Source organism: Intrasporangium oryzae NRRL B-24470, from assembly GCF_000576595.1.
GTDB lineage: Bacteria > Actinomycetota > Actinomycetes > Actinomycetales > Dermatophilaceae > Intrasporangium_C > Intrasporangium_C oryzae.
In genome coordinates, this window is sequence record NZ_AWSA01000009.1 from 68494 (window position 1) to 82109 (window position 13616).

Annotated in this window: 13 protein-coding genes; 8 read left to right on the forward strand and 5 right to left on the reverse strand. The window is 73.4% G+C overall.

All coding sequences use genetic code 11. The features are described from left to right. Positions 1-60 precede the first annotated feature (60 nt). From N865_RS05780 to N865_RS05795, 4 genes are read right to left on the reverse strand one after another with little or no spacing between them, the layout of a single operon-like run. Entirely contained in the window at positions 61-882 is an 822-nt protein-coding gene (locus N865_RS05780; protein ID WP_034802690.1) for a class I SAM-dependent methyltransferase, read from the reverse strand. Then, the gene (locus tag N865_RS05785; protein ID WP_034802693.1) at positions 879-1952 is read right to left on the reverse strand and encodes a glycosyltransferase family 4 protein; all 1074 of its coding nucleotides are present in this window, start codon (positions 1950-1952) and stop codon (positions 879-881) included. Before N865_RS05785 ends, N865_RS05780 begins: the two co-directional genes overlap by 4 nt. After that, complete coding sequence (locus N865_RS05790) at positions 1949-2347, reverse strand: 6-pyruvoyl trahydropterin synthase family protein (RefSeq protein WP_034802696.1); 399 nt, start codon at positions 2345-2347, stop codon at positions 1949-1951. Before N865_RS05790 ends, N865_RS05785 begins: the two co-directional genes overlap by 4 nt. A gap of 4 nt (positions 2348-2351) precedes the next feature. Continuing rightward, complete coding sequence (locus tag N865_RS05795; protein WP_034802699.1) at positions 2352-3365, reverse strand: zinc-dependent alcohol dehydrogenase; 1014 nt, start codon at positions 3363-3365, stop codon at positions 2352-2354. 85 nt (positions 3366-3450) lie between these two features. Here N865_RS05795 and N865_RS05800 point away from each other — a divergent pair, with 85 nt between their 5' ends. The 4 genes from N865_RS05800 (at position 3451) to N865_RS05815 (ending at position 9746) form a co-directional block, all read left to right on the forward strand. Then, positions 3451-4254, forward strand: a complete 804-nt coding sequence (locus tag N865_RS05800) for a CDP-alcohol phosphatidyltransferase family protein (protein ID WP_084327981.1) — start codon at positions 3451-3453, stop codon at positions 4252-4254. An 18-nt stretch (positions 4255-4272) separates the two neighbouring features. Then, on the forward strand, positions 4273-6042 hold the full coding sequence (locus N865_RS05805) for an alkaline phosphatase family protein (protein WP_084327982.1): 1770 nt from the start codon (positions 4273-4275) through the stop codon (positions 6040-6042). A gap of 99 nt (positions 6043-6141) precedes the next feature. Beyond that, positions 6142-6552, forward strand: coding sequence for a hypothetical protein (locus N865_RS05810; RefSeq protein WP_051510248.1), 411 nt, complete (start codon positions 6142-6144; stop codon positions 6550-6552). A 149-nt stretch (positions 6553-6701) separates the two neighbouring features. Then, positions 6702-9746 (forward strand): glycine--tRNA ligase, encoded by a 3045-nt coding sequence (locus N865_RS05815; RefSeq protein WP_245603680.1) that lies wholly within the window; start codon positions 6702-6704, stop codon positions 9744-9746. A 260-nt stretch (positions 9747-10006) separates the two neighbouring features. On the opposite strand, the gene N865_RS05820 is transcribed toward N865_RS05815, so the two are convergent. Beyond that, entirely contained in the window at positions 10007-10201 is a 195-nt protein-coding gene (locus tag N865_RS05820; protein ID WP_034802832.1) for a CsbD family protein, read from the reverse strand. Between the two features lie 120 nt (positions 10202-10321). Between N865_RS05820 and N865_RS05825 the strand changes: the two genes are divergently transcribed. The 4 genes from N865_RS05825 to N865_RS05840 all read left to right on the forward strand — a co-directional run bounded on the left by N865_RS05825 (position 10322) and on the right by N865_RS05840 (position 13401). Further along, complete coding sequence (locus tag N865_RS05825) at positions 10322-11398, forward strand: cation diffusion facilitator family transporter (protein WP_245603681.1); 1077 nt, start codon at positions 10322-10324, stop codon at positions 11396-11398. Between the two features lie 18 nt (positions 11399-11416). Continuing rightward, complete coding sequence (locus N865_RS05830; protein ID WP_051510249.1) at positions 11417-11962, forward strand: methylated-DNA--[protein]-cysteine S-methyltransferase; 546 nt, start codon at positions 11417-11419, stop codon at positions 11960-11962. A 337-nt stretch (positions 11963-12299) separates the two neighbouring features. Then, positions 12300-12797 (forward strand): RNA polymerase sigma factor, encoded by a 498-nt coding sequence (locus N865_RS05835; RefSeq protein WP_034802714.1) that lies wholly within the window; start codon positions 12300-12302, stop codon positions 12795-12797. Then, positions 12790-13401 (forward strand): methylated-DNA--[protein]-cysteine S-methyltransferase, encoded by a 612-nt coding sequence (locus N865_RS05840; protein WP_051510250.1) that lies wholly within the window; start codon positions 12790-12792, stop codon positions 13399-13401. Before N865_RS05835 ends, N865_RS05840 begins: the two co-directional genes overlap by 8 nt. The last annotated feature ends 215 nt before the right edge of the window (positions 13402-13616 follow it).

Sequence of the window (13616 nt, forward strand, 5' to 3'; positions counted from 1 at the left end):
AGTCTCGTCGGTGGAGACGAGCACGGTGTCGCGGCGGTTCATCCGCGGTCTCGGGGTGGCTCATCGGAAGACCGCAAGGAGGTCGCGGTGGTGGACCGTGACTCGGAGGCGTCCGGCTACGGCCTCCGCGCCGCGTCGCTGGAGATAGTCGGCAGACAGGCCGGCCAGCTCCGGGTTCTGCTCGCACGCCGCACCCACCCAGCCCGCGAGCCACTCGATTGCCAGCTCGGACTCACCGGGGCCGAGCCGCCACGGGCTCTCCCGGACGACCACCTCGGCGCCCAGCCGCCCGAAGGAGTCGACCGCGACGTCCATGGCATCCGGTCCGAGCAGCCGCCGGCCCTGGGTCGTGCGGCGCTGATGGTCGTTGAAGGCGATGGCGACCAGCTCGTCGAGCGGCTCGGCCGGGGCGAGCTCGACCCGGCCGACGACCGAGAGCGTCACGAGCACCGGGCAACCCGGGGAGGAGCACAGCGCGACGAACCGGTCGAGCTCGCTCGAGGTCATCAGGTCGAGGAGCGCCGAAGCCGTGACCAAGGACGCCCCCGCGAGCTCGCAAGGGTCGAGGCTCGTGATGTCGCACTGCCGGGTCTCGACGGTGACGCCCGCCCCGCCCGCGGACGCGCGGGGCGGGTCGACGGTCGCCCGGGCGAGCAGGTCGGCATCCCAGTCGTGGAGGACCCAGTGCTGCGCGCCGCCGAGGCGCGGTGCCAGCCACCGGCCCATCGACCCCGTCCCGCACCCGAGGTCGTGGACGACGAGCGGGCCGCCGCGAAGGTGCGGACGCAGGTGCTCGACGAGGTCCGTGGCACGCGCCTCGGCGTCGGCGCGCTCCCTGAGGTCCAGCCAGGCCGGGCTGACCCGGACCGCCTCCACGGTCATGCCGCCACCTCCGAGAGGACGCGGGCGATCCGGGTCGACGTGTCGGTCCAGCCCGGCAGCGTCTCGCGACGCTCTCGGGCCAGGGCACGCAGGCGCTCCCGGAGCGCGCCGTCGACCAGCCAGCAGCGGAGCGCCGAGGCGAGGGCCTCCGGCTCGTCGGGTGGCACGAGCAGCCCCGGGCGGCCCCCGGCCACCGCCCCGAGGGCCTCCGGCAGCCCACCGACGGCGGTCGCGATGACGGGCAGCCCCCGGGCCAGGGCCTCGGCGACGACCATGCCGTACGTCTCGCCCCGGGAGGCGAGCACGAGGACGTCGGCAGCGGCATACGCGGCCTCGAGGGACGCGCCGGTGAGCGCGCCCGTGAAGTGGAGGCGGTCGGCGACCCCGGCGCTGCGCGCCCGACGGTCCAGGGTCTCGACGAACGCGCGGTCGGAGCCTGAGCCACCCACGAGCACGCAGCGCCAGGACAGGTCCTGGACGGCGGCGAGCGCCTCCACGAGCACGTCGTGCCCCTTGTGCGGTGCCACCGCGGCGACGCAGAGGAGCTCACCGCCGGTCGCGGTCCCGGGCGTCGGCTCGGCGGGGTCGACGCCGGGCCGGGCGACGTGGACTGTGTTCCGATCGAGGCCGTACTGGTCCAGCAGCCAGCGCCGCGTCCACTCGCTCGTCGTGACGACCGCGCGTGCGGCCGACAGCACGGCACGTTCGCGATGACGGGTCGGCAGGCCCTCCTCACCCGGCGTCCCCGCTCCGAGCGGCAGGTGGACGAGGACGACGAGCCGCATCCGCCGTGACTGCGGCACAAGCACCTCCGGCGCGGGCGAGGCGACGAGTCCGTCGACGAGCACGACGTCACCGTCGCGTATGCCGTCGACCACCGTGCCGAGCGCCGCGCTCGCCGCCCGGTCCGGCGAGGGCCACGGGCCCGGCACCGCATGCTCGGTCACCGACCACCCGAGCGCGGCGAGGCCCTGGCACACCCGACGGTCGTAGGTGTTCCCGCCACTCGGCCGGGCGGGGTCGTCGACGCCGTCCGGGACCACGACGTGCACGGCCCTGCCCGTGCTCACAGCGAGCGCTCGTAGGTCGCCCACGCGACGTGGGACTCGTGCAGCGTCACCGCGACCGCGGACAGGCCCCGGGCGCCCTCGCCGAGGCGGCCGTCGTGCACCCGCTCGGCGAGCCGGTCGGCGACCACCTGGGCCAGCGCCTCGGTGGTGGTCGTCAGGCCCGTCAGCGTCGGCTCGTCGTCGAGGTTGCGGTAGCCCAGCTCGCCGAGCACCTCGCGGAGCTGCTCGGCAGCGCGCCCGATGTCGACAACGAGGCTGTCGGGGTCGAGCGCCTCCCGGCGGAACGTCGCGTCGACGACGTAGGTCGCGCCGTGCAGGCGCTGGGCCGGCCCGAACACCTCGCCGCGCAGGCTGTGGGCGATCATCATGTGGTCGCGGACGGTGACGCTGAACACCGGCTCACTCCTCGTCGGTCGGGGTGTCGTCATAGGTCGGGGTGTCGTCGTACGTGATGGTGTGGCAGAGCGCGGGCAGGCTCCCGTCCGCCAGCTGCGTCATCACCTGAGGCAGCTCATCGAACCGGGACTCCCCCGTGAGCACCGCGTCGAAGGCGGGGTCCCGCAGCAGGTCGACGGCGAGCGCCAGTCGCTCCGCCGTGGTCCGGCGCGCGCGGCGGGACGCGGCGACAACGCCGACCTGGCTCGCCCGGATGCCGAGGCGCCCCGAGTGGAAGGCCCCACCGAGCGACAGGCGGACCTCCGCGTCGCCGTACCAGCTGAGCTCGACGACCGTCCCCTCCGCCCCGAGGAGGTCGAGCGAGAGCTGGAGGCCGGCGGACGTCCCGCTCGTGTGGACGACGAGGTCACGCCCGTCGGCCGCGTCGGCCGGCTGCGCGAACCGGGCCCCGAGCGCGGCGGCGACGTCTGCGCGGCCCTGGTCGACGTCGACGAGCGTCACCTCGAGGGCGGGAAACCGGGCGAGCAGCCGCGCCACGCAGCAGCCGACCATTCCGGCGCCGACGACGGTGACCCGGTCGCCGACGAGGGGCGCGGCGTCCCACAGGGCGTTGACGGCCGTCTCGACGGTGCCCGCGAGCACCGCCCGCCGTGGTGGCACGTCGTCGGGGACGACGGTCACCGCCTCCGCCGGCACGACGTAGGCGGTCTGGTGCGGGTGGAGGCAGAAGACGGTCCGACCGCGCAGGTCGGGCGGCCCCTGCTCGACGACGCCGACGTTGAGGTAGCCGTACTCGACCGGTCCGGGGAAGTCGCCCTGCTGGAACGGCGCCCGCATCGCTGCGTACTGGCTCGCCGGGACCCGACCGCGAAAGACGAGAGTCTCGGTCCCCCGGCTCACCCCGGAGCGCACCGTCCGCACGAGGACGTCGTCCGGCCCCCTCTCGCGCAGCGGGGTGGGCCGGATCTCGCCGAGCCCGGGCTCACGCAGCCAGAAGGCGAGCGCGTCACCCCGCATCGGCCTCACCCCCGGTCCCCGCTCCGGATGAACCGGAGCCTCGCGTCTTTCGTGTTAACGCTGTACCCACAGACACGGAGTCAGGATGCGTTCGGTTCACCACGGCCCGATGGCCTGGCTGCTCGGCCAGGTCACCCTGTTGGCCACGCTCGCCACGACGGTCGGCCTCGGCGGTCCGGGCTGGGGTGCGGGCATGACGAGTGCCGTGGTCGTCGACGCCGGCCTGGCTCGCGGGCTGGCCCGCCGCGGCGCCGACCGGATGGGACCGGCAGACCGGGTCACGCTCACCCGCGCCACGCTCGTCTGCGGCGTGGCGGCGCTGACGGCCGACGCCTTCCTCCGTCCCGTGCCGGTCGGGGCCTTCGTCGCGCTCACCGTCGTCGCCCTCGTCCTCGACTCCGTCGACGGCGCGGTGGCCCGCCGCACGGGGACCGCGTCGGCGCTCGGAGCGCGCTTCGACATGGAGGTCGACGCCTTCCTCATCCTCGTGCTCAGCGCGTATGCCGCTCGGTCCGTCGGCGTGTGGGTGCTCGCCATCGGGCTGGCGCGCTACGCCTTTGTCGCGGCCGGCTCGGTGCTGCCCTGGATGCGGGGCTCGCTGCCCCCGCGCTACTGGCGCAAGGTCGTCGCGGCCGTCCAGGGAGTGGTCCTCGCCGCGGCTGCGGCGGGTGTCCTCCCGGGACCCGTGGTCATGGTCGCCGTCGTCGCCGCGCTCGCCCTGCTCACCGAGTCGTTCGGCCGCGACGTGCTGTGGCTGTGGCACCACCAGCGGGTCGGCGCCGAGCACGTCGGCGCCGAGCGGGTCACGCCCGGGCCCGCGCGGACGCTCCACCTCGGCGCCGGCGCCGACGGGCAGCTCCCAGCGGCACCGGCACCGGACGGCTGCTGATGACAAGGGAGGAACGCGATGGCTGAGACGGACGTGCAGCGCGAACGCGCCGTGGACGCCGGCGGCGCGACCCGGCATACGACCTCTCGACGGTGGCGGGGCACGGCCCGAGCCGTCGGCGCGTGGGTGACGACGGCGCTCGCGGTCCTTCTCGTCTGGGTCACCCTCACCGGACCGGACCCGGGAGGCACCCTCGGGCTCGCCGCCTTCGCGCGGATCCCGCTCGAAGGCGTCCTCCTCGTCGGGCTCGTCCTGCTGCTCCCGCCACGCGCCCGGGGATGGACGGCGATCCTCCTCGGGCTGGCCCTCGCCCTGCTGACGATCGTCCGGATGACGAACGCCGCCTTCCTCGCGTCGCTCGGCCGCCCGTTCGACCCGCTGACCGACTGGAGCTACTTCGGGGCGGCCGTCAACCTGCTCGGTGACTCGATCGGCCAGAGCACTGCTCGGCTCGCCCTGGCAGGGGTGGTCGTCCTGTGCGTCGCCCTGCTCGTGCTCGTCCCGCTCGCCCTCCGCCGGGTCGGACGGGTCGTGAACCGGCACCGGGTCGGCTCGATCCGGGCCGTCGTCGCGCTCGGCCTCGTCTGGCTGCTCTGCGCGGCTCTCGGGCTCCAGCTCGCCCCCGGCACGACGGTCGCCTCGACGGGCGCGGTGAGAGCGGCATACGGCGAGGTCGGCCTCGTCCGCGCGGCCGTCGAGGACGGCCGGGCCTTCACGACGGCCTCCGCGGTCGACCCCTTCACGGCCACCCCGGGGGACGAGCTGCTCACGGGTCTCCGGGGCAAGGACGTCCTGCTCGTGTTCGTCGAGAGCTACGGGCGGGTGGCGATCGAGGGCTCGGCGGAGCGGGACCTGGTCGACCCGGTGCTCGACGCGGGAACGACGCAGCTGGGCAGGGCCGGGTTCTCCGCGCGGAGCGCCTTCCTCACCTCTCCGACCTTCGGCGGGTTCAGCTGGCTCGCCCACTCCACCCTCCAGTCCGGGCTCTGGGTCAACAGCGGCCAGCGCTACACCGACGTCGTGTCGAGCGACCGCTTCACGCTCAGCCAGGCGTTCAGGCGCGCCGGGTGGCGCACCGTCGGCGACGTGCCGTCGAACGTGTACCCGTGGCCGGTCGGGACGTCGTTCTACCACTACGACCAGCTCTACGACTCCCGCGACGTGGGCTACGTCGGCCCGGTCTTCGGCTATGCCCGGATGCCCGACCAGTACGCCCTCGCCGCCCTCCACCGGGCTGAGCTGGCCAAGCCCGACCACAGGCCCGTCATGGCCGAGATCGACCTCGCCTCGAGCCACGCCCCCTGGGCTCCCCTGCCGCACCTGGTCGACTGGGCGGCTCTCGGGGACGGGTCGGTCTTCGATCCGATGCCGGCGCAGAGCCCCTCGTGGCGGTACGTCTGGAGCGACCCCTCCCGGGTCCGGGCCGCCTACGCCCAGTCCATCGCCTACGCGCTGAGCGCGGTCATCTCGTTCATCCAGACCCACCCCGACCCCAACCTCGTGGTCGTGATGCTCGGCGACCACCAGCCGGCGAGCATCGTCTCCGGGCAGGGCGCGAGCCACGACGTGCCCGTCACCGTCATCGCTCACGACCCCGCGACCCTGGACCGGATCTCCCCCTGGGGGTGGCAGGACGGGATGCGGCCCGGTACCGGGGCCCCGGTCTGGCGCATGGACACCTTCCGGGACCGATTCCTCACCGCGTTCGGGTCCCAGCCCTCCCACCCGACCCAGCCCTCCCACCCCCTCCCGGTTCGATGTATCACCGCGTGCTCTGGGGTGCGGTGATACATCGAAACGGGGCGGGGGTGAACCACGGCGTCGCGGCATTCGTCGTCATCGGTGAGGGCCCGCTCCCCGGGGGGCCACCTGCGGAAGGAGAACGCCATGACCCTGCGAGTGCTGGCCGCGGTGGGGGTGCTCGTCTCGGCCGCGGTCCATCTCAAGCTGTGGTGGGTCGACGGCTTCCGTGACATCGCGGTGATCGGCCCGTCGTTCCTGCTCAACGCGATCGCCGGCGTGGTCATCGCGGTGCTGCTGCTCGCCTGGCGGCACTGGGTCCCGCTCGTCCTCGCGATCGGGTTCGGCGCAGCGACGCTCGGGGCGTTCGTCATCTCCGCCACGGTCGGGCTGTTCGGCGTGCACGAGGTCTGGACCGGGGCAGCGGTCCTCTCGGCTGCAGCGTCCGAGGTGCTCGCGATCGTCGCCGGCGCCCTGGCGCTGTGGCGCGAGAAGCCCTGGGCGGCGCGCGAGCCGCTCCGCGGAGAGGCCCAGGTCGGCGGCGCCCGCCTCCGCTGAGCCCGGCACGGCCCCTCACACGGCCGGTCGTCGGACGGGCCGGTCCGGAGGACGGCAAGTATTGTGGGCCCGCCGGACTCCCGTCCGGGCACGGACCGTGCGGCGCCCGCGAGCGCCCGGTCCCGCACGCCGCCTCCCGGATGAGAGACATGACGCCAGAGCACCAGCCCCCGACCCTGCCCGCCGCCGTCGACCGCACGCCCGGGTCGCCGACGATGCAGGAGGCGATCCTGCGCCTCCAGGAGTTCTGGGCCAGCCGTGGCGCCCTCGTCATGCAGCCGTTCAACACCGAGGTGGGCGCCGGGACCGCCAACCCCGCCACCTCCCTCCGCGTCCTCGGCCCGGAGCCGTGGCAGGTCGCCTACGTCGAGCCGAGCGTGCGCCCCGACGACGCCCGCTACGGCGAGAACCCCAACCGCCTCCAGACGCACACGCAGTACCAGGTCATCCTCAAGCCGGCTCCGGAGAACCCCCAGGAGGTCTACCTCGAGAGCCTCGAGGCCCTCGGGATCGACACCAGGGCCCACGACATCCGCTTCATCGAGGACAACTGGGCCTCGCCCGCGCTCGGCGCGTGGGGCCTCGGCTGGGAGGTCTGGCTCGACGGGCTCGAGATCACCCAGTTCACCTACTTCCAGCAGGCGGGCGGCATCGTCCTCGACCCGGTCGCCGTCGAGATCACCTACGGCCTCGAGCGCATCGTCATGGCCCTCGAGAACGTCCGGCACTTCTCCCAGATCCAGTACAACGACGACGTCACGTACGGCGATGTCTTCGCCCAGGCCGAGTACGAGATGAGCCGCTACTACCTCGACGACGCCGACGTCGAGCTCAACCACCGGCTCTTCCAGCTCTACGCCGACGAGGCCCAGCGGATGCTCGACCGCAAGCTTCCCGTCCCGGCCTACAGCTACGTCCTCAAGTGCAGCCACACCTTCAACGTCCTCGATGCGCGCGGCGCGATCAGCACGACCGAGCGGGCGCGGTCCTTCGCGCTCATGCGCCGCCTGACCCGGGCCGTCTCCGAGCTCTGGGTCGCGCGCCGCGAGGAGCTCGGCTTCCCGCTCGGGGAGTGGACGCCCCCCGCCCCCGCGAGCGCCGGCCCGCTGCCCGAGGTCAGCGGCACCCAGCCGCTCCTCATCGAGATCGGCGTCGAGGAGCTGCCGCACGTCGACGTCCGACGCGCCACGGAGTCCGTCCGCGCCGCGGTCGAGGAGCACCTCGCGGCGACCACGCTCGGGCACGGCGCCGTGAGCGTCAAGGCGACGCCGCGCCGCATCGTCGTCACGGTCGAGGACGTCGCCGAGTCCGAGGCCGACACGACCCAGACGGTCCGCGGACCGCGCGCCTCAGCGGCATACGGCGAGGACGGCGAGCCCTCCAAGGCCCTCCTCGGCTTCCTCCGCGGCCAGGGAAAGACGCCCGAGGACGTGAGGCGGGTCGATGTCGACGGCGTCGAGTACGTCGCGGTCGAGCGGTTCGTCCCGGGGCGCACGTCGCCCTCGATCGTCGCCGCGCTCGCGGACGCGGCCGTCCGCTCGCTCCACGCCGAGCGCAACATGCGCTGGGGCGACCCCGAGCTGTCCTACTCGCGTCCGGTCCGGTGGCTGCTCGTGCTGCTCGGTACGACCCACGTCCCCGTCGCCGTGTCCGCGCTCGTGTCGGGCACGTCGACGCGGGTCCTGCGGACGGCCGACCAGCCCGTCATCGAGGTCAGCGACGCCCGCGGGTTCGGCGAGCTCCTCGCGCGTGCCGGCATCGTCCTCGACCGCGACGCGCGCCTCACGAGGATCGTCGTCGCGGCGACGGAGCTCGCCGCATCGGTCGGAGGAATCGTCGACATCGCGGGCGAGAGCGACCTCGTCGACGAGATCACCGACATCGTCGAGGACCCGCGGGCGATCCTCGGGTCGTTCGAGGAGCGCTTCCTCGACCTGCCCCCGCAGGTGCTCCGCACCGTCATGCGCAAGCACCAGCGCTACCTCCCGGTCGTCGGGCCCGACGGCCGGATGCTGCCCCACTTCATCACCTTCGCCAACGGACCGCACGACGACGACCTCGTCCGGGCCGGCAACGAGGCGGTCATCCGCGCCCGCTACGAGGACGCCTCCTTCTTCTGGCGCGCCGACCTCGAGGTCTCCCCGGAGGAGTTCCGCAGCCGCCTCGGCGCGCTGACCTTCGAGGAGCGGCTCGGCTCCTTCGACGACCGCGTCAACCGGATCGCCGACCTCGCCGAGACGTTCAGCGCCGCCTACGACCTCGACGAGAAGGACGCGCAGACCGTGCGCCGCGCCGCTTCGCTCGGCAAGTTCGACCTCGCGTCACAGATGGTCGTCGAGCTCTCGAGCCTCGCGGGCACGATGGCGCAGGAGTATGCGGCCCGCGCCGGCGAGAGCTCCGCCGTCGCCCAGGCGCTCGCCGAGATGGAAATGCCCCGCTCGTCGACGTCCGCCGAGCCGATCAGCATCCCCGGCGCCGTCCTCTCGCTCGCCGACCGCTTCGACCTGCTGACGAGCATGTATGCCGTCGGGTCCGTCCCGAGCGGCACCTCCGACCCGTTCGGCGTCCGGCGCACGGCCCTCGGGCTGGTCCGTGTGCTGCGTGCGTTCCCGATGCTGTCCGTGGTCTCCGTGCGCGACGGGATCCGGGCCGCGGCCGAGCGCCTCGCCGAGCAGGGCATCGAGACGAGCGCCGAGGCGCAGGAGCAGGCCGCCGACTTCGTCCTCCAGCGCTACGAGCTCCAGCTCATCGAGGCCGGGCGCCCGCACGCGGTCGTGCGGGCGGTCCTTCCGGCCGCCGACCGCCCGGCGCGGGCCGACGAGCTCGTCGACGTGCTCGTCGACGCCCTCCAGGACGAGCAGGCCCGGTCCATCGTCGCGGCGCTCCAGCGCAGCATGCGGATCCTGCCCGACGGCGTCGACGCCGCGGCGGGCCTCGAGCTGCCCGAGACTGCCGAGCCCGCCGAGCGCGAGCTCGCTGGGGTCGTCGCCCGGATCGAGGCCGCGATGGCCGGCCACCAGGGCGACGTCGCCCGTCTCTTCGCGGTCGGCGGCGCGCTGCCTGAGGCCGCCGAGCGGTACTTCGACGAGATCCGGGTCATGCACGACGACCCGCAGGTCAAGGCGTCCAGGCTCGGCCTGCTCGCCCGTGTTGCCGCCCTGGGTGGCCACGAGGTCGACTGGCTCGCGCTCTGACCGACGCCGGTCACGGACCGCGCCGGCCGCGCGCGAGGGCCACGGGCTGAGCGCGAGCCCGCCCAGCGGCATACGACAGAGAGCCCCCGCCACGACGGCGGGGGCTCTCTCGCGTTCGACGAGGCCGTATGCCGCTCAGCGCGGTCGCGCGGGAGCCGCGTGCTCCCATGGGGCCGGAGACGGCTGGAGCGGGGAGTCCGGAGCGGGGACGGCAGCGAGCCGAGCCCCCGAGGGAACCCGGCCCGCCCCACCCGGGAACGTCAGCGGTCGAAGGCGTCCTTCACGTCTCGGCCGGCGTCCTTGAGCTGCTCACCCCGCTGCTTGAGGTCGGCGTCGGCCTGGTCGACCTTGCCCTCCGCCTCGAGCCGCTCGTTGTCCGTGACCTTCCCGGTGGCTTCCTTGACCTTGCCCTTGGCGTCCTCGCCCAGGTTTCGGGCCTTGTCCGTCGCACCCATGTCGGCGCTCCTTTCGTCGTGAACAGGTCATGGGCCCCCTACCCGAATGGCCCCGATCGTCACCAAGCGCCCGATCGGACAGGCGGCCCGTGCTGTCGGGGGACTTTGAGACACTGGGGTGTGTCCACGACTCCACCCTCCGTCCCGTTGCCCGTCGCAGATCGAATCCCACAGACCCGAGACCTGAGCCGTTTCGCCTACCTGTCGATCGCGGCCGCGATCGTGACGATCACGCTCAAGGTCGTGGCGTGGCAGATCACCGGCTCGGTGGGTCTGCTCTCCGACGCGGCCGAGTCGGTCGTCAACCTCGTCGCAGCGGTCGCGGTCCTCATCGCCCTCAAGGTGGCGGCGATGCCGGCGGACAAGAACCACCACTTCGGGCACAGCAAGGCCGAGTACTTCTCCGCCGCGCTCGAGGGCCAGATGATCTTCATCGCCGCCCTGGTGATCATGTGGACCGCGGTCGAGCGGTTCCTGCACCCGCAGCCGATCGAGAACGTCGGGATCGGCCTCGGGATCTCGGTCTTCGCCTCCGCCATCAACGGCGGCGTCTCCATCGTGCTCCTCCGCGCCGGACGTAAGCACCGCTCGCTCACCCTGACGGCCGACGGCAAGCACCTGATGACCGACGTGTGGACCTCGGCCGGTGTCGTCGTCGGCGTCCTCCTCGTCGGGATCACCGGCATCCAGCGGCTCGACCCGATCATCGCCTTCCTCGTCGGCCTCAACATCGTCATCACCGGCTGGAAGCTCCTCCAGGAGTCCGTCGAGGGGCTCATGGACGTCGCCATGTCGAAGGAGGACAACCGCGAGATCGCCGAGATCCTGGCCGGGTTCGTCACCTCCGAGGTCCACTTCCACGCGCTGCGCACGCGCGTCGCCGGACACCACCGCTTCGCCGAGGTCCATGTCCTCGTCCCGGGAGCCTGGACCGTCCAGCAGGGACACGACCTCATGGAGGAGGTCGAGACCGCCGTCCACGAGCGCTTCGGCGAGATCGCCCTCACCTGCCACCTCGAGCCGTCCGAGGACCCCCGCGCCTACGGCGACTACGCGGCCGAGTTCCCCGTGCCGACGCACGAGGACATCGTGGCGGCCCACGGGTCGACTCCGGGCACCGGTGCCGGCACGACGCCCGGCGCGACGGATCGGGCGGCGGGCGGCGCACCGGGCGGTGCGACGGGGACCGCGCGGTGACGGGCCGGTGAGGCTGCGGTGACCGCCGAGCACGTCGACCGCGTCGCGACCGTCGAGGGGACCGAGCACGTCGTCGTCCCGTCACCGATCGGCGAGCTCACCGTCGTCGCGGAGGGTGGGTCGATCACCCACCTGCTCATGGACGCCGCGAAGTACCGACCCGACGACGACACGCTCGGCCGGCCCGGCGACCCGGCCGCCGAGCCGTTCGCGAGCGCGGCGCTGCAGCTCGGCCAGTACTTCGCCGGGGAGCGGACCGAGTTCGACCTGCCCCTGGCGCCCCGCGGCGACGAGTTCCACCAGAAGGTCTGGGCGCTCCTGCGCGAGATCCCCTACGGCGAGACCCGCTCCTACGGCGACCTCGCCCGGGCCCTCGGCGACCGCAACCTCGCCCAGGCCGTCGGCACGGCCAACGGCCGCAACCCGATCGCCGTCGTCGTGCCGTGCCACCGCGTCATCGGCGCCGACGGCTCCCTCGTGGGGTATGCCGGGGGCCTCGACCGCAAGCGCTTCCTCCTCTCGCTCGAGGAGCCTCCCGCCGACGAGGTCGGCCGCCTCTTCTGATAGCCGCCCGGGCGCGCTTCTCCCGTCGACCCGGCCCAGCGGCATACCTCTGCCCCCTCCCTCCGGGGCGCCCCCTCCCTCGGGGGCTCCGCGCACCCTCCCTCCGGGGTGCCCCCTCCCTCGGGGGCTCCGCGCACCCTCCCCCGCGAAGTGAACGCGGTGTTCGGTGCCGAACTCAGCGGTACACCACTGAGTTCGGCACCGAACACCGCGTTCACTTGGCAGGTGTGATGGGGGGAACTGGCAGGGGGACCGGGCACGGCAGAAAGAGGCGAGTGCGTCGGCGTGGGATGCTGGGCCGACCTCACACGCGCGCGGGTCGGAGCGTCTACAGGGCATGAAGCAACCGTTCGAGCAGGCCGTCGCAGACCACGGCGCCGTCGTGCTGCGCGTCTGTCGCGCCGTCGTCGGCCCGGACGACGCCGAGGACGCGTGGTCCGAGGCCTTCCTCTCGGCCCTGCGCGCCTGGCCCGAGCTGCCCGACGACGCCAACGTCCGGGCCTGGCTCGTCACGATCGCGCACCGCAAGGCGATCGACGTGCGACGGGCCCAGGCACGCCGCGCGATCCCCGTCGAGGCGCTCCCCGAACAACCGACAAGACATGAAGACGGGCCCGAGGGCGCCCTGCCCGACGACGCCCTCTGGTCGGCGCTCGCCGGCCTACCCGACAAGCAACGGCTCTGTGTCGCCTACCACCACGTCGCGGGCCTGCCCCACGCCGACGTCGCAGGCCTCGTGGGCGGCACCGCAGCGGCCGCCCGGCGCGCGGCCGCCGACGGCATCGCAGCACTGCGCCGCACCTACCTCTTGGATGGAGTGAGTTCCCATGTCTGACCGGGTGATCGAAGCCCTCGGCCGCAAGTCCGCCACGGACGACGTTGTCCTCGAGTCCTTGCGCGAGCGCCTGCTCGCTCGCGCTGCCGACGATGCTCTCGTCGACGTCACGTACCGCACCGTCGACTCCCCCGTCGGCCGGTTGCTCGTCGCCGCAACGGACGCCGGACTCGTCCGGGTCGCGTACGAGTCGGAGGACCACGACCACGTCCTCGCCTCACTCGCGACGAGCATCGGATCCCGGATCCTGAAGAACGCCAAGGGTTTCGACGAGATCGCGCGTGAGCTCGACGACTACTTCGCCGGCCGGCGCCGGACGTTCGACGTGCCTGTCGACCTTCGGCTGGCGCGCGGGTTCCGGCTCGAGGTCCTGCATCACCTCCAGCACATCCCGTACGGCTCGACGGAGAGCTACGGCCAGGTCGCGCTCGCCGCGGGCAACCCGCGCGCGGTCCGGGCGGTCGGCACGGCGTGCGCGACGAACCCCCTCCCGCTCGTCGTCCCGTGCCACCGCGTAGTCCGGTCCGACGGGACCCTCGGCGGCTACCTCGGCGGCCTGGCCGCCAAGGAGTACCTCCTCGCCCTCGAGTCCGCCGCCGCGTGAGCCCGGGCCTGCGCGCCGCCGTCCGACGCCACAACAACTCCGCCCCGGCGGACAAGCACCGGCCCCGACGCGCCGAACGCCACAACAACTCCGCCCCGGCGGACAAGCACCGGCCCCGACGCGCCGAACCCCGCAATAACTCCGCCCCGGCGGACAAGCTCCAGCCCGTATGACGCGCCGAACCCCGCAACAACTCCGCCCCGGCGGACCTCCTG